A 15,025-nucleotide genomic window follows, 5' to 3' on the forward strand; every position below is an offset into this window, starting at 1 on the left:
GATGTCGCCGCATCGTGCACGCCATACGCGACTACCCTCCCCGCAAGGGGGAGGGGAGCTCGCCGCCTGCGTGGCGACGGGGCCCGTCCAATAATGCGCGTCGTCGGCGGCCGATTGAAGGGGCGCAATCTCGCCTCGCCGTCCTCGCGCGACATCCGCCCCACGGCGGACCGCCTGCGCGAGTCCGTGTTCAACATCCTCATCCACGCCTACGACAATCCGATTCAGGATGCGCGCGTGCTCGACCTCTTCGCCGGCACCGGCGCGCTCGGAATTGAAGCGGCGTCGCGCGGCGCGAAATTCACGCTGTTCGTCGACAATGGCGCCGAGGCGCGGGCGCTGCTCCGCAACAATGTCGAGGCGCTCGGCCTGGGCGGCGTCACCAAGGTCTATCGCCGCGACGCGACCGATCTCGGACCTGCACATCCGGTCGAACCGTTCTCGCTGGCCTTCCTCGATCCGCCCTATGGCAGGGGTTTTGCGGAGAAGGCGCTCGCGAGCTTGCGCGACGGCGGCTGGCTCGTGCCGGGTGCGCTGCTGGTGGTGGAAGAGGCCAAAGCCGCGCAATTCGCAGCTCCCGAAGGCTTCGAGGAGTTGGAGCGGCGCGCTTATGACGACACGGAGTTCGTGTTCTTGAAGAGCTCGTCTGCATGAGGCGGGTTAGCTAAGCCTGCTTGAGACAGGGATCCAAAGCCCATGCGGCATCCATCGCGCCCACCATCCGAATATACTGCAGGGCCCAGGGCGGCGGCGCCGTCGCCACGGCCGGCCCGGGCTATTTACGCTTGGCTGCTCGGACGCAAGCCGTGCAAGGCCGCCGGAACGGCCTCGGGTAGGCGTCCCAGCCTCTGAACGGCAGCGATGATGGCGGCGACATAGCCGTACGGTCCAAGCCCGCAAATTACTGCGGTCGACGCGCTGGACGTGATGGAGTGCCGGTGGAGCTCGTCCCTGGCGTGGATATTCGAGATGTGGACCTCGATCTTCGGGCCGCCGAAGATCTTCAGGGCATCGATCAGGGCAATCGACGTGAACGAGAACGCCGCCGGATTGATGATGATCGCATCCGCGCTGCCATGGGCCGATTGGATCAAGCTGACGAGTTCACCCTCGATATTGGATTGATGGAAGGAGAGCGAGACGCCCAGCAGCTTGGCGGCCTCCGCGCAGCTTGCCTCGATCTCGCCGAGTGTCGTCGCGCCGTAGATGTGCGGCTCCCTGATGCCCAGGAAATTGAGATTGGGCCCGTTCAGGACCATGATCCTCGCCACCATCGGACCGCTCCTTCTTTGAATTGATTAGCCACCGAACCATTTGGCGGGTCCGGTGACCAATTGCGGGAAGAGCACCATCAGAAACAGCACGACCAGTTGCGCGATCATGAACGGCCACACGCCTTTGATGATCTCTTCCATGCTGATCCGGGAAACGCCGCACACGACGTTCAAGACGACGCCTACCGGCGGCGTGATCAATCCGATCGCATTGTTGATGATGAACAGGACGCCGAAATAGACCGGATCGATGCCGGCCTGTTTGACGATGGGCATCAGGATCGGCGTCAGGATCAGGATCGTCGGCGCCATGTCGAGCGCGGTCCCGACGACGACCACCAGCACCATGATCGCAAGCATCAGCAGCGTCTGGTTGCCCATGAACGGGCGCACCAGATCCACCACCTGGGTGGCGATCTCGGCGACGGTGATGAGCCATGAGGAGACCAGGGCTGCGGCGACCAGGAACATCACAATGCTGGTGCTGAGTGCCGCCGAGACCATGACCTCGTAAAGTTGCGACGGCTTCAGCTCGCGATAGATGCAGGTCGCGACGAACAGCGCGTAGACCGCAACGACGACCGCAGCCTCCGTCGGCGTAAAGATTCCGAAGCGCAGGCCGACGACGATGATCACCGGGAGCATCAGCGCCCAGAAGCCGTCGGCCACCTCCCGGCCGATTTCCCTTAGCGACTTCCGTGGCGGACTTTCGATGTTCTCGCCGCGGGCGACCCACCACCAGGCAAAGCAGAGTCCCACCCCCAGAAGCAGTCCAGGGACGATCCCAGCCAGAAACAGCTTGGAGATCGAGACCCCGCCGGCGACCCCGAACAGCACGAAACCGATGCTCGGCGGAATGATCGGCGCGATGATCCCTCCCGCCGCAACCAGGCCCGCCGCGTACATCCTCTTGTGGCCCGCCGCGACCATCATCGGAACCAGCAGGGCCGCCAGTGCAGCCGCGTCCGCCGCGGCCGATCCGGACAGCGAGGCCAGTGCGCAAGACGCCAGGATGGCAACGTAGCCCAATCCGCCGCGCACGTGACCGACCAGCGCCAGCGCGATGTTCACGATCCGCTTCGCCAGCCCGCCTTTGTTCATGACCTCGCCGGCCAGCATGAAGAACGGCACGGCCATCAGCGGAAAGCTGTCGGCTCCGTTGATGATGTTCTGTGCGACGATCTGAGAATCGAAGATGTCGAGGAAGTGCATCAGGGCGACGCCGCACACGATCAGCGCGAACGCAATCGGCATGCCGAGCGCCATGGCCCCGAGCAGCGAGAATGTGAAAACCGCGATCGTCATGCTGCTGCCGGACGGAGAACCAGAGCCGTGGCGCTCAGGTGTGCTCGTCGCTTTCCTTCACTGCAATGAGGTCTTCTTCGCTAGCCGCGCCGGTCACGACGCGGAACAGGTCGTAGGCAAGGATGATTGCTGCCGAGATGCCGAAAACCAGCCCGGACGAATAGAAGAACAGGCCGACCGAAATCCCCGACGCCGGCGCCGCATCGCCAAATGTCAGGATAGCCTGCTTCGCGCTCCCGAGCGTGAGCAGCCAATCGGCATACAGCATTAGAACGTAGCTGGTGACGAAGCAGACGCGCCTGCCCCGGGGCGACAGCGCACGCACCAGCGTATCGACGCCGAGATGGGCGTGCTGACGCAAAGCAACGATGGCTCCGAGAAAGGTCAGCCAGACCAGCAGCCAGCGCGACAGCTCTTCCGAGATGGCGATGCCGGAGTTGAAGGCGTAGCGGAGCACGACGTTGCTGAACACCAGGACCACCATCGCCGCGAGGCAAAGGGCGACCGCCGCCTTCAAGACCTCGCAGTAAAGATCGAGGATCTTTGCCATCAAGGATCTGTCCTGGTCACTTGACCGTGCTGCGAATGCGCACGAGCTCGGTGTTGAAGAGCTTGACCTTCTCGGGATCGTATTCCGCGGAGAATTTATCGATGACCGGCTTGACCGCATCCTGCATCCGCGCGTATTCCGCCGGCGCAATTTCGTTGAATTGCATGCCCTTGGCCTTGAGCTCGCCGAGCGCCTGGTCGGCGGCGCGCTTGGTCTGCTCGCGCTGATACTGAACCGTCTCCGCGTAGGTATCGCGCAGCATCTTCTGCTCCTCGGCCGAGAGCTTGTCCCAGAACTTCTTGCTGACGATGATGATGTTCTGGGTGAAGGTGTGATTGGTCGCAGAGACGTATTTCTGCACCTCATAGAACTTGTTCGACAGGATGACGCTGTAGGGATTCTCCTGGCCGTCCACCGTCTTGTTCTCGAGCGCCGTATAGAGTTCGCCGAAGGCCATCGGAACCGGGTTGGCCTTGAACGCCTTGAAGGTCTCCAGATAGACCGGATTGGGAATCACGCGCAGCTTCAGGCCGGCAAGATCCTCGAGCTTCGCCACCGGTCCCCTGCTGTTGGTGACATTGCGGAAGCCCAGCCCCCAATAGCCGAGCGGGATGAGGTCCTTTTCGGGCAGCAGATCCATCATCGCCTTGCCGAACGCGTCCTCGGCGAGCGCCGTCGCCTGGTCGAAGGTGGCGACGGTGAAGGGGAAGTCGAACAAGCCGAGGTCCTTGACGACGCCGGCGAGCGACGTGGTCGAAGCCGAGAAGATTTCCTGGGTGCCGCCGCGCACGGCCGATTGCTGTTGCAACTCGTTGCCGAGTTGGGAGGCGGGAAATTCGCGGATCTTGAGCTTGCTGCCGCTCTTGGCGGCGAGGACCTCGGCGAACTTTTGCACGCCGAGGCTGACCGGGTGATCCGTATTGTTGAGGTGCCCCCAGCGGATTGTCCGCTCCTGCACCTGCGCCGTTGCCGGCAATGCTGCGAGAACAAAACTCGCCGCGACCGCCAAACCCAGCATCTTCCACCGCATGTCGACCTCCCTGTGATCACGTCCGCGATCTGGCGCCGCGGCTTTGACGCAGAGAAGCATATGAGACTTGGATAGTCAAAATAGGAAATAGAATTTATCATACGATTTCTGTATCGTCATAGGATAGCAATGAGAGCCGCCGGGCTCCCCGCCGCCAACCAAGGCCAACGCAATGTCTTTGATCGACAAGGAAGAAACTGCAGTCAGCGAGGACTGCTACCGCAGGATCCGGACTGACGTCATATTCGGCCGGCTTGGGCCCGGCCAAAGGCTCAAGCTCGAGGCGTTGCGCGAGAGCTATGGCGCGAGCGTCAGCACGCTGCGCGAGATCCTGACCCGGCTGGCCGCCGAGGGTTTCGTGACAGCGGAGGGCAGGCGCGGCTTCGAAGTGGCCGCGGTCTCCGCCGATAATTTGCGCGAGCTTGCCGGCCTGCGGCTGCTGCTTGAGTCCCACGCGATGGCGATCTCGTTTGCCAACGCCGACGTCGAATGGGAGGGCCGCATCGTCTCCGCCCATCACAAGCTCGCCTCGACGGAGCGGCTCATGGACACCGGCATCGGCGAGCCGGAACAGTGGAAGCGCTATGACGGCGAATTCCATCAGGCGCTGATCTCGAACTGCGGATCGCGCGTGCTGATGGAAACGCATAGCCTCGTCTTCGACAAATACTTCCGCTACCAGATGGTGGCATTCCACTATCGCGGCGCCGAGCCGGCCGAGCAGCACCGAACGTTGCTCGCGTGCGCATTGAAGCGCGATGCCGAGACGGCGCAGAAGGTGCTGTCCGCGCACGTCAACAATTGCGTCGCGCATGCGAACGGCTCGCTGCGCTGAAAGGGGGCGCGGTGACGGCACGCATTGTCCCGGCCCATCGCGTGGAAATGGCCGTTCTTGCCGCGGACGTGCTGGGTGAGACGCCGCTGTGGTGCGACCGCTCGAGCAGGCTGTGGTGGATCGACATCGAGCGGCAGCTGCACCAATCGTTCGATCCGTCCACGGGCGCCCACCGCTGGTCCCGCCACGACTGCCGCTTTCTCGGCAGCCAGGCATTGGCATCTGACGGCTCACATTTCCTCGCGCAGGGTCTGAGCCTGCGGCAGCGGGATCCCGCAAGCGGTCTGTTGAACGACTTTTGCGAGGTCGAACACGATCTGGACAACCGGCTCAATGACGGCCGTGTCGACGCGCGCGGGCGTCTCTGGATCGGGACCATGGACAATGAGCTTCATCGACCAAACGGCGCACTGTATCGGGTCGGTGGCGACCGCACGGTCACGCGCCTGTTCGGGGACGTCATCGTGACCAACGGAATCGCGTTTTCGCCGGACAATCGCACCCTGTATTTCACCGACACCCGGCGATACTGCACCTGGTGTTTCGACTTCGACCTTGATGAGGGCGTGATCGGCAACAGAAGGCTGTTCGCCGATTACAGCGCCACGAAAGAGCGCCCGGACGGCGCCTGCGTCGACGCGGACGGCGGACTTTGGACCGCATTCTTCTCGGGTAGCCGTGTGGTGCGCTATCGGCCGGACGGCCGGATCGATACGGTCATTGCCATGCCGGTGACTAATCCGACATGCCTATGCTTCGGTGGAACAGACCTGAAGACCATGTTCATCACCAGCGCGAGAAAGTTTCTGAGCCCCGAGCAACTGAGCCTCGAGCCCCACGCGGGACATCTGTTTGCCATTGACGGTATTGCGCAGGGTCTTCCGGAGCACCGCTTCGCGGTCAATTCCAAGGTGTAAGACTGTCCAGTGGCTCATCAGTCGCCGGATTCACCTGCGCCCGAACAGCTTCTCGACGTCCGCGAGCTTTAGCTCGACATAGGTCGGCCGGCCGTGATTGCATTGGCCGGAGTTCGGCGTTTCCTCCATCTCGCGCAGCAGTGCATTCATTTCCTCGGGCCGGAGCCTGCGGCCGGCGCGTACCGAGCCGTGGCAAGCCATGGTGGCGGCGACGTGCATCAGGCGACGTTCAAGAGGAAGCGCCTCGTCCCATTCGGCCATGTGCTCGGCGAGATCGCGCAACAGCCCGCCGGCATTGGTCTTGCCGAGCAGCGACGGCGTCTCGCGCACTGCGACCGCGCCGGGGCCGAAGGATTCGATCGCGAGGCCGAACGATGCCAGCTCGTCGCTGCGCGTGAGCAGGCGCTCCACAATGGCCTCGTCCATCTCGACGATCTCCGGGATCAGCAGGATCTGCCGCTGCACGCCGTTTGCGGCGAGCGAGGCTTTCAGGCGCTCATAGACGATGCGCTCATGGGCGGCATGCTGGTCGACGATGATCAACCCGTCGCGGGTCTGCGAGACGATGTAGGTCTCGTGGAGCTGGGTGCGCGCCGCACCGAGCGGCCGGTCGACGAGATCGCTGACGGGCTGCGCGTCGATCCGCACGTCGGCACTGGGCGCACCGACGTCGAACGCGGCCTGGCTGCGTTCCGCGAACGCGGGCGCCGCGGCACCGCCGAACGACGGCAACGGCCCGCTCGGCGCGGACGGCGATGCCCGCCAGTCCCAGCTCGCGGGGCGCGGCGCGAAAGCAGGCCGGAACGAGGACAGCGCGCTGTCGCCGCTGTTGGCCGCCGTGCGCCGGCCCTCGCGCGCGAGCCCTTCCTTCAATCCGTGCACGATCAGCGCGCGCACCAGACCCGCATTGCGGAAGCGCACCTCGGTCTTGGCGGGATGGACGTTGGCATCGACCTCACGCGGGTCGAGCGTGACGAACAGCGCCACCACGGGATGGCGGTCGCGCGGCAAATAGTCGGAATAGGCCGCGCGCACCGCCCCTAAGATCAGCTTGTCGCGCACCGGCCGGCCGTTGACGAAGAGATATTGCCCGAGCGCATTGGCCTTGGTCAGCGCGGGTGCCGCGGCATAGCCGGCGACCGCGACGCCCTCGCGCTCCGCATGCACTTCGATGGCGTGGCTGCGAAACTCCGTCCCCAAGATATCGCCGAGCCGCGTCAGGCGTCCGGCGGTGCCGGGCAGCGCTGCGGCCCAGGTCACCGGCGCGCGCTCCTCGCCTGCCAGCGTGAAGGCGACGTCGGGCCGCGCCATCGCCAGCCGCCGCACCACTTCGCGGATGGCCTCGGCCTCGGTGCGGTCGGTCTTGAGAAATTTCAGCCGCGCCGGCGTCGCGTAGAAGAGGTCGTTGACCTCGACGCGCGTGCCATGCGCCAGCGCCGCCGGCATGATCTCGGACTTCTCGCCGCCCTCGACGGTCAGCGCCCAGGCATGCGGCTCGCTTGCGTGCCGCGTCGTGATCGACAGACGCGCGACGGACCCGATCGAGGGCAGCGCCTCGCCGCGGAACCCGAGCGTGCGGATCTGGAGCAGGTCTTCGTCGTCGAGCTTGGAGGTGGCGTGGCGCTCCACCGCCAGCGCCAGGTCGCTGGCGGTCATGCCGCCGCCGTCGTCGGTGATGCTGATCCGGCGCCGGCCGCCGCCGTCGGTGAAGACGTCGATCCGGCTCGCGCCGGCATCGATGGCGTTCTCGACCAGTTCCTTGACCACGCTCGCGGGACGTTCGACCACCTCGCCGGCGGCGATGCGGTTGACGACCTGCTCTGGCAGTTGGCGGACGGGCATGGCTTCGATTCAGATTCGGGACGCTATTCTATGCCGTGTTGCGTCAAAAGCATGGGTTGAGCAACAGGCGCGTGGCGCGCTGGGGAAAAGGGGTGACTATCACCTTGAAGACATTGGACGATCGCGCAAGCCGCGGGTGCGGCAATAGTCCGCCCCGCCGCGCTTCGGCCGGATTGTGAGGCATCCGGCAGCGGTGTAGCATCGTGAAAAAACGGCAACAGGACGGGAGGACGCCATGTGCCATTTGTTCGCGCACCAGCCCCAACGCGACTACGAATCCCAGACCCGCTCGCTGCGGATCGATGGGCATTGCACCTCGATTCGGCTGGAAATGGCGTTCTGGGACACGCTGGACGAGATCGCCGCAAAGGAGAACATGAGCGTCGGAAAATTTCTGACGACGCTCTACAACGAGGTGTTGAACCATCACGGCGAGGTCAATAACTTCGCCTCGCTGCTGCGCTGCTCCTGCCTGATCTATCGCTCCCGGAACGTCGCGCCGGTACAGGATTTCAAGGCAACCGTTGCGCCGATCCTCGATGCGGCTGAATAGTACGAACTTTCGTCAGACTGGGGCACTTCCCAAATCCGAATGTGGCTCTGTGCGTTTGGACAGAGGCACCACGTCGTGGTGGGCCGGAGACGGCGCGAACCTGATTCCTCAATGTCGTCCCGGCGAAGGCCGGGACACCTCCGCGCGAGCGCTTGCGCTCGTCGCGATTACCCCCAGGGAGGAGTTTGGCGACGGACTGCTCGTTCGGCCGGATTTGCTCACGCGGAGTTTTTCGCATTTTGCCGGAAGCGGGAGTCGCAGCGCCTCAATGCGACGCTGCCATTCGCCATGTGGACGAAAACTACGCGAGAGCGACGTTAAGACCGGACCGGTCCTTATCCGCTCCGCCGGAGCCGCGCTGCAATTGCTTGCGACAGGCGGCAAACTGACGTGCCAACGTCAGTGCGTGCCCGCTGATGGCAGACAAAAAGGATCCGGCGCCCACACGATCTCGTTCGGCTCGCTTATGATCCGCAGCTCTCGGTATGCATGTTATTCAGGGGAATGTCTCTCGGCAGGGCCATTATCTCAGCCACAGCTTCAGGGGAACCGCCTGACGATCAGGACATTTCATGGTGCCTGTATAGGAGTCTGACAGCCGTCCACTGTAGATGCATTCGACGCCGGCAACTGAGACTGTCGCGTTCAACTGGGATGATGAGGCCGATACCTGAAAACGCATTTCACCGGTCTTCTCCTCCGGACCATCCTGAGTGCACACTCCGATGTGCTTCATCGTTAATGGCCCAGAGTATTCCTTCATATGGCCGGAACCCGTTTCCGTCACGGTGGCGGTCAACTCCCACTCGCCCAGATAGCCAGAATATCCGACGACCTCAAGCGATTCAGCGCTGGCCGGGCTCGCAAAGCTGCCCAGAACGATCGGCAGAAAAACTGCTCTCACGGTGTGCTCCCACGCCTCTCGTCGGCTTTTTAGCGCTTCGTCAAGAACGCACGCGCCTCTGCAAACTCGGTGCGAGTGTTATCGGCGGCATCGGCGATCGCGACAACCTGACCGTAGTATTCCCGAGCCTTGGCGGACTCACCGGAGTTTTCCGCGGCCTTGGCCGCACCCATAAAGGCACCCAGCCGGCTTGGCTCCTTCCGCAGCGTTGCCTCAAAGGCGGCAAGTGCTTCATTAGCATTGCCGCTCTCGAGCAGCATAACTCCATAGAGTTCACGCGCCGGCCTGAGCACGCCCGGCGTCACCGGATGCTTCTCGGTCTTGTCCTCGGCATCGGCAGCGGCACTCATCGCCTTCAGCGCATCGTCGCGGTTGCCTTCGGCGTAGAGCAGCCAGGCGGCGGCGACCTGCCGCTGAATATCGACTTGTTGCGACCAATATGCGTCCTTGGCATCTCGCAACTTGTCGCGCAGCTCGGTGAGTCTTGCGATGTCAGTTTTGGCGGATTCAGGATTACCCAAGCGGGCTGCGCCTAGCGCCCGCGCGAAATGAGTAATCGCCTGCACGTGAGCCAGCGGACTGGGGCGGACTTGAAGCGTCGCCGCAGCCTTCCAATCGCCGCGCTCAACTGCGTAGCGCGCCGGGGAAGCGGCCAGCGCGTATGGCCCGGCGATGAAAGTCTCAGTGAAGTCGGTGACCGCGTTCATCTGGTCGACAATGGCTGCGGCTTTCTCATCCTGTCCGAGTTGTAGATAGGCGTAGACCAGGTAATCCATGGCGTGCAGTTGATCGTGGCCCTCTTTGTCCGCTTTCGCGACACGCGATGATTCAACGTTGGAAGCAATCGACTCTTTCCACTGGCCGACGCGCGTAAAGATGTGTGATGGCATGTGCTGGGCATGTGCCGACGCTGGCGCGACCTTGGCGTAGCGTCGGGCGGCATCAAGGCCTCTCTCGGCGATCGGCGGATAGTCGTAAAGGTGAATCAAGTAGTGCGCCACACCAGGATGTTGTGGCAGGCGTATTGCGATCGGCTCCAGGATTGCCGCGCCCTTGAGCTGGTTGGCGTAGGTTTTGTCGGCCGGTGAAGCCGAGGTGTTTAGGGCGAGCGCATAGTAGATCTGCGCTTCGTCATCATTGGGGTAGCGCTGTGCTAGTTGCTCCATGGCCTTGGCGTAAGCTTGCATGCGCGTACGGTGATCGACCTTGTCGTAGTCGGCGTACATAACGTCCAGCGCATCGAGGTAGTCGCGTTCGCGCTGGGTCTTGGCACCAACACTCTTTCCCTTGGCGATTATGGCCGCGCCCTCGGCGAGGTTCTTCGCAGGCGTCGGCACATGAGGATTCAACAAAAGGCTGAGCCCGATGCCCCAATAGGCGATGCCGCATTCGGGGTCGACCTTCAGTGCATCTTCGAAAACCTTTTGCGACGCGCGGTACCAGAACGAGTGCTGGTACAGCATCCCGCGGTCGAAAAGTTTCTGCGCTTCCGGTTTGCACGACGTTTCGAAATTTACGGTACCAAGTTTCTCGTCCGATTGTCCCAATGCGGGTTGCGCGAGCGAAAGGCCTGCTGTCGCTAAAGCGACTACGACGAATGATCTGTTTTTCATGACCAGCTCCATGGCGACATTCGAACTCCAACAGAGCGAGCTGAGAGATTATGCCGATTTCATGAGGCCAGCCACGATTTTTGCTTCGCACTCTCCAGGTCTGCTTGGACTCCAACGTATGTCAGCGATAATTACGCTTGTCGTGACTTGCCTCCGCCGCGCCGCGTCCGAAGGTGGGCCCATAGCCGACCCGACGGCGCTTTCTCGCTGAGGTCAGATTCTGGACCCAGACGCGGACATGCGGGCAGAAGGATTGCCGCAGATATCACTAATCGGCCGCGGACGGGGCCGACCCGGTATTGGCGTCCGGTGGGCGTCCAAATCTGTCGATCCCCCTTGGCGACCGCAATCCGAGGCGTAAACTGCCCCGCCCGTACCCCGGAGGTGTGCTTTGGGTCGCGAGCGCTTGGAACGACGGCTTTCCGCCATTCTAGCGGCTGATGTCGCCGGCTACAGCCGGCTCATGGGCGTCGACGAGGAGGCCACACACGTCCAGCTCAAGGACCATCTTCGCACGCTCGTCGAACCCAAAATCGCCGAACACCGCGGGCGGGTTGTTAAGAACACTGGCGACGGCATGCTGGTGGAGTTCAGCAGTGTCGTGGATGCGTTGCGTTGCGCTCTCGAAGTTCAACGAGGCATGGCTGCGCGCAATGCCGGCGTGCCTCAGGATAAACGAATTGAGCTTCGCGTGGGCATCAATGTGGGCGACATTATTATTGAAGAAAATGACATCTATGGCGATGGCGTAAACATCGCGGCACGGCTGGAGACGCTCGCGCTCCCGGGTGGGATCTGTGTGTCGGCTCGAGTGCAGGAGGATGCGCGGAGCAAATTGGACCTGGCATTCGAGGATACAGGCGAGCATCAACTGAAGAATATCGCTTGGCCAGTGCGTGTGTACCGCGTTCGGTTGGAAGGCGTGGAAGCCAGGCCACCGCCTGCACTGGCGCTCCCCGACAAGCCATCAATTGCCGTTCTGCCATTCCAGAACCTGAGCGGGGATCCGAGCCAGGAGTACTTCGCAGACGGAATTGCCGAGGAGATCACAACCGCCCTGGCTCGCCTGCGCGGCTTCTTCGTCATCGCTCGGGGTTCGGCCTTCACGTACAAGGGCAAGGCGGTCGGCCTGAAGCAGATCGGTCGCGAGCTTGGCGTGCGCTACGTCCTTGAAGGCAGCGTCCGAAAGGCCGGCGAGCGCGTGCGGATCGGTGTCCAGCTGGCCGACGCCGGAACCGGACGCGAAATCTGGGTGGAGCGCTACGAGCGAGCACTGGCCGACCTCTTTGCTCTCCAGGATGAGGTCACGGCAAGTATCGTCACCGCGGTCGAGCCGCAGCTCTACGCCGCCGAGGGCGCGCGCGTACAACAGACGCCGCCAGGTCAGCTCGATGCGTGGGACCACGTCATCCGCGCTCTCCCGTTCATGTGGCGACGGACTCGGAGCGACAATGCGGCGGCGCTCGACCTCTTGTGGGCCGCACTGCGGCTCGACCCATCCTATGCCCGCGCGCTCGGGCTCCACGCCTGGCTCAGCCTCTGGAACGCGCACGCTTTCGGGAGCGCGGGCGGGCTCGCTGCCGTACTGGCATCGGCCACCGAACGGGCGCGCGCTGCGGTGGCGATCGACCGCGACGACCCGTGGGCGCGGCTCGCGCTTGGGCTATCTCACATGCTCCGGCGCGAGCACGAGGACGCCGTCGAGGAGTTGCGCGCGGCGCTCGACTTGAATCCGAACTTCGCGCTGGGCCACGCTTTTCTCGGGTTAGCCCTGGCTTACGGCGGCGAGGGCGCTCAGGCTGTCGGCTACCTCGAAACAGCGATGCGTCTCAGCCCGCGTGATCCGTTCTTCTCATTCTTCGCCGGCCACCGTGCATTCGCGCATTTTGTGGCGGGGGACTACTCGGCAGGCCTCGATTGGGGACGCCGGGCGGTACGCCAGAGCCCTGACATCTCAGGCCACTGGCGCGCGCTCGCACTCTCGGCCGCGATGCTGGGCTATCTGGAGGAGGCCCAAGAGGCCGTGGCGAAGGCGCGGGAGCTCAACCCCGACTACTCAGTCGCCTGGGTGGAGCGCGCGTCCCCGTTAGTTCACGCCGCCGACCGAGCCCGCTACTGCGACATTCTCCGACCGGTAGGACTGCCGGAACAATGATCATTAAGCCCTGAGGTGAGTCGCAGCCCCAAACTCGCCGAGGTCTGAGATGGGTCAAGGGCCGAAGCTGGGTCAGCGATCAAGTTCGTCGCGTATGGGCCAAAGGCGGACGCACCTTGGCAAGATCGATCTGGTAAGGAATATGAGGCAGAGCGTGGCGAATCGAGCGCAAAGGAGTCATTCGCTTCAACGCGACCGCCGCGCTCACGCGCTGTCTCCGGCTTCAGACGAGCTACAGACTGCCGACGATGAGCGCCCGCTTGCACAGCGGCGCACTCAAGGCGCTGGCATCACTTTGGCGGCTGCGAAGTCGAGCCAACGGACTTGCGCGGGTCGTCCTCTGGGTTGATGTAGTCGGTACCGGCGGGTCCGATCCCCTGGGTCTGAACGATCGCCCCTTCACTTGTCGTCCAGGCGTAATGTGCGTGATTGGCTGGCTCGACGTAGAATGTTCCGGCCTTCAGCAATCTACCCTGCTGCATATCCAGCTTGTCGCCCTCGCCGTAGTAGTAACTGCCACTTATAACGGTGCTGTATCCGGTATAGGGATGGGTATGCGCTGGAAGTCGGTAGTTCGGCGGAAACTCGACGCGTAACACGAAGATCTCGCCCGCTTTTCGCGGGTCGCCCAGCAGAACCGAAAATTTTGCACCTTTCGGCTGGGATGGCGAGTCCGTCCATGGCATCGCATCAGGCTCGATGATGTTCGACCTCGTCGCGTGCTGTGCGAACACCGAACCAGCCAGTATTATCAACGTTGCTGAGAGGAAAAGGGTTTTCATCGTACCCTCCACGCCGTCTTGGATAAGAGATGTAAAAATGGCTCGGCCAAAGGCCAACATGAACTGATGTGTCCGAGGCCGACGTTTCGACGCTACGCCCCTGCCTGTAAGACGGTCAAGAAAGGTAACGAGAGTTTCGTTTTCTGGCGAATGTCCGCTCAGGGTCAGAGCCGGAAGAACTCAGATTGAGCATATCGAGTCCGCTGATGTGTCCTAGGGTTGAGCTGCTTATCCGGTATCAGGAGCTCGCGCCGCAATGAAGTTGAGAACCAAGGTTTGGACGGCCGCCCTCGCCGCCGCAATGGTCTCGATCGTCCTCGCCCTGGGCGGTGTGGGAGTTGTCGTAAGCCGGACAAAGGTTAGCCCCGAGGCAATTGAGTTATCGGTGATCCACGCAGATGATGCTGTCGAACGCGCGTGGAAGTTGCCGGCTGCCGCATCATTTAGGCATGAGGTTTCTTGGCAGTCCAACGCATCTCTTTGCGGCCCGTCCAGTCTAGCCAACGTATTTCGTTCGTTCGGCGAGGATGCCACAAGCGAAAGGTCCGTTTTGGCCGGAACGGGCCTTTGCTGGACTGGCTTCTGCATAATGGGCCTGACGTTAGATGAGCTTGCTGGTCTCGCGCGCGCTAAGACACGTCACAGCGTGACCGTACTTCGGGACATGAGTGCAGAAGAATTCCGAGAACATCTGAAGCGCTCCAATGATCCAGCCCACCGTTACACCATTAATTTCGATCGCAAGATGATCTTTGGAGCGGGCGGTGGCCATCACTCTCCGATAGGCGGATATCTCGAAAACGAGGATCTGGTTTTTGTGCTGGACGTCAATCGCGATTACCGTCCCTGGCTTATTGAGCGCACGCGCTTGTTCGATGCAATGAATACGTGGGATGGGGACAAGAAGCGTGGCATGTTGCTGATCGAGTAACATGCCCACTCGATCTGGAAGACGCAGTGACGTGTGACGCCCGGTCTCGAAGAGTCGGAATTGATCATTCGCGGCGGACGCGGCCGAGGTGCCCACTTGATGCAAGCGGCTCGGATCGGGCCCAACTGGCCGATGTGGCCAAGCAGGCCAAGGCTGTTCTCAAGACCGAGACGCTCGAGGCCGTTGCCGATCGCGGCTACTTCAGCAGCCTGGAGATCCTCGCCTGCCACGAGGCCGGCATCACGGTAACTCTGCCCAAGCCGCAGACGTCGGGTGCCAAGTCAGATGGCCGCTTCGGCAAGCAGGACTTTGTTTGCGGCGCGGCAATCAGGAT

General features: G+C 62.5%; 14 protein-coding genes and 1 pseudogene. 7 read left to right on the top strand and 8 right to left on the bottom strand.

Features of this window, described 5'->3' with window-relative positions; genetic code table 11:
* Positions 1 to 93 precede the first annotated feature (93 nt).
* On the top strand, positions 94 to 654 hold the full coding sequence (gene rsmD / locus FXV83_RS38705) for a 16S rRNA (guanine(966)-N(2))-methyltransferase RsmD (protein ID WP_148745240.1): 561 nt from the start codon (positions 94 to 96) through the stop codon (positions 652 to 654).
* Between the two features lie 125 nt (positions 655 to 779).
* Here the strand turns inward: rsmD and FXV83_RS38710 are convergent, their stop codons facing one another.
* Genes FXV83_RS38710 through FXV83_RS38725 form a run of 4 tightly spaced genes read right to left on the bottom strand, consistent with a single transcriptional unit; the run spans position 780 to position 4,159 of the window.
* Positions 780 to 1,274, bottom strand: coding sequence for a type II 3-dehydroquinate dehydratase (locus FXV83_RS38710; protein ID WP_148745242.1), 495 nt, complete (start codon positions 1,272 to 1,274; stop codon positions 780 to 782).
* A gap of 24 nt (positions 1,275 to 1,298) precedes the next feature.
* On the bottom strand, positions 1,299 to 2,579 hold the full coding sequence (locus FXV83_RS38715; protein WP_148745244.1) for a TRAP transporter large permease subunit: 1,281 nt from the start codon (positions 2,577 to 2,579) through the stop codon (positions 1,299 to 1,301).
* 34 nt (positions 2,580 to 2,613) lie between these two features.
* Complete coding sequence (locus tag FXV83_RS38720; RefSeq protein WP_148745246.1) at positions 2,614 to 3,129, bottom strand: TRAP transporter small permease; 516 nt, start codon at positions 3,127 to 3,129, stop codon at positions 2,614 to 2,616.
* 16 nt (positions 3,130 to 3,145) lie between these two features.
* Positions 3,146 to 4,159 (bottom strand): TRAP transporter substrate-binding protein, encoded by a 1,014-nt coding sequence (locus tag FXV83_RS38725; protein ID WP_187436463.1) that lies wholly within the window; start codon positions 4,157 to 4,159, stop codon positions 3,146 to 3,148.
* Between the two features lie 172 nt (positions 4,160 to 4,331).
* On the opposite strand from FXV83_RS38725, the gene FXV83_RS38730 reads away from it, so the two are divergent.
* A complete protein-coding gene (locus FXV83_RS38730) occupies positions 4,332 to 4,994 on the top strand; it encodes a GntR family transcriptional regulator (protein ID WP_148745248.1) in 663 nt (220 codons plus the stop codon).
* A gap of 11 nt (positions 4,995 to 5,005) precedes the next feature.
* Positions 5,006 to 5,911, top strand: coding sequence for an SMP-30/gluconolactonase/LRE family protein (locus tag FXV83_RS38735; RefSeq protein ID WP_148745250.1), 906 nt, complete (start codon positions 5,006 to 5,008; stop codon positions 5,909 to 5,911).
* A gap of 30 nt (positions 5,912 to 5,941) precedes the next feature.
* On the opposite strand, the gene mutL is transcribed toward FXV83_RS38735, so the two are convergent.
* Positions 5,942 to 7,753: a DNA mismatch repair endonuclease MutL gene (gene mutL / locus FXV83_RS38740; protein WP_148745252.1), complete on the bottom strand. Its 1,812-nt coding sequence runs from the start codon at positions 7,751 to 7,753 to the stop codon at positions 5,942 to 5,944.
* Positions 7,754 to 7,988: 235 nt separating this feature from the next.
* Here mutL and FXV83_RS38745 point away from each other — a divergent pair, with 235 nt between their 5' ends.
* Positions 7,989 to 8,306: a ribbon-helix-helix domain-containing protein gene (locus FXV83_RS38745; protein WP_148745254.1), complete on the top strand. Its 318-nt coding sequence runs from the start codon at positions 7,989 to 7,991 to the stop codon at positions 8,304 to 8,306.
* A gap of 523 nt (positions 8,307 to 8,829) precedes the next feature.
* On the opposite strand, the gene FXV83_RS38750 is transcribed toward FXV83_RS38745, so the two are convergent.
* Together FXV83_RS38750 and FXV83_RS38755 are read right to left on the bottom strand one after the other, a co-directional pair.
* Complete coding sequence (locus FXV83_RS38750; protein ID WP_148745256.1) at positions 8,830 to 9,210, bottom strand: hypothetical protein; 381 nt, start codon at positions 9,208 to 9,210, stop codon at positions 8,830 to 8,832.
* Between the two features lie 29 nt (positions 9,211 to 9,239).
* Positions 9,240 to 10,823: a tetratricopeptide repeat protein gene (locus tag FXV83_RS38755; protein ID WP_187436464.1), complete on the bottom strand. Its 1,584-nt coding sequence runs from the start codon at positions 10,821 to 10,823 to the stop codon at positions 9,240 to 9,242.
* 391 nt (positions 10,824 to 11,214) lie between these two features.
* Between FXV83_RS38755 and FXV83_RS38760 the strand changes: the two genes are divergently transcribed.
* Positions 11,215 to 12,978, top strand: coding sequence for an adenylate/guanylate cyclase domain-containing protein (locus FXV83_RS38760; protein ID WP_148745261.1), 1,764 nt, complete (start codon positions 11,215 to 11,217; stop codon positions 12,976 to 12,978).
* Between the two features lie 290 nt (positions 12,979 to 13,268).
* Here FXV83_RS38760 and FXV83_RS38765 read toward each other — a convergent pair whose 3' ends face one another.
* Entirely contained in the window at positions 13,269 to 13,760 is a 492-nt protein-coding gene (locus FXV83_RS38765) for a cupin domain-containing protein (protein WP_148745263.1), read from the bottom strand.
* A gap of 256 nt (positions 13,761 to 14,016) precedes the next feature.
* On the opposite strand from FXV83_RS38765, the gene FXV83_RS38770 reads away from it, so the two are divergent.
* On the top strand, positions 14,017 to 14,691 hold the full coding sequence (locus FXV83_RS38770; protein ID WP_148745265.1) for a phytochelatin synthase family protein: 675 nt from the start codon (positions 14,017 to 14,019) through the stop codon (positions 14,689 to 14,691).
* Positions 14,692 to 14,798: 107 nt separating this feature from the next.
* Positions 14,799 to 15,025: pseudogene (locus FXV83_RS38775) on the top strand (IS5/IS1182 family transposase); the annotation flags it as partial.

The sequence above is a fragment of the Bradyrhizobium hipponense genome (assembly GCF_008123965.1).
Taxonomy (GTDB): domain Bacteria; phylum Pseudomonadota; class Alphaproteobacteria; order Rhizobiales; family Xanthobacteraceae; genus Bradyrhizobium; species Bradyrhizobium hipponense.

Bases quoted from the DNA above. Each gene is read 5' to 3' on its own strand.
- FXV83_RS38730 (WP_148745248.1), top strand. From the start codon at position 4,332: ATGTCTTTGATCGACAAGGAAGAAACTGCAGTCAGCGAGGACTGCTAC.
- mutL (WP_148745252.1), bottom strand. From the start codon at position 7,753: ATGCCCGTCCGCCAACTGCCAGAGCAGGTCGTCAACCGCATCGCCGCC.
- FXV83_RS38770 (WP_148745265.1), top strand. From the start codon at position 14,017: ATGAAGTTGAGAACCAAGGTTTGGACGGCCGCCCTCGCCGCCGCAATG.
- rsmD (WP_148745240.1), top strand. From the start codon at position 94: ATGCGCGTCGTCGGCGGCCGATTGAAGGGGCGCAATCTCGCCTCGCCG.
- FXV83_RS38725 (WP_187436463.1), bottom strand. From the start codon at position 4,159: ATGCGGTGGAAGATGCTGGGTTTGGCGGTCGCGGCGAGTTTTGTTCTC.
- FXV83_RS38765 (WP_148745263.1), bottom strand. From the start codon at position 13,760: ATGAAAACCCTTTTCCTCTCAGCAACGTTGATAATACTGGCTGGTTCG.
- FXV83_RS38720 (WP_148745246.1), bottom strand. From the start codon at position 3,129: ATGGCAAAGATCCTCGATCTTTACTGCGAGGTCTTGAAGGCGGCGGTC.
- FXV83_RS38755 (WP_187436464.1), bottom strand. From the start codon at position 10,823: ATGAAAAACAGATCATTCGTCGTAGTCGCTTTAGCGACAGCAGGCCTT.
- FXV83_RS38710 (WP_148745242.1), bottom strand. From the start codon at position 1,274: ATGGTGGCGAGGATCATGGTCCTGAACGGGCCCAATCTCAATTTCCTG.
- FXV83_RS38715 (WP_148745244.1), bottom strand. From the start codon at position 2,579: ATGACGATCGCGGTTTTCACATTCTCGCTGCTCGGGGCCATGGCGCTC.
- FXV83_RS38745 (WP_148745254.1), top strand. From the start codon at position 7,989: ATGTGCCATTTGTTCGCGCACCAGCCCCAACGCGACTACGAATCCCAG.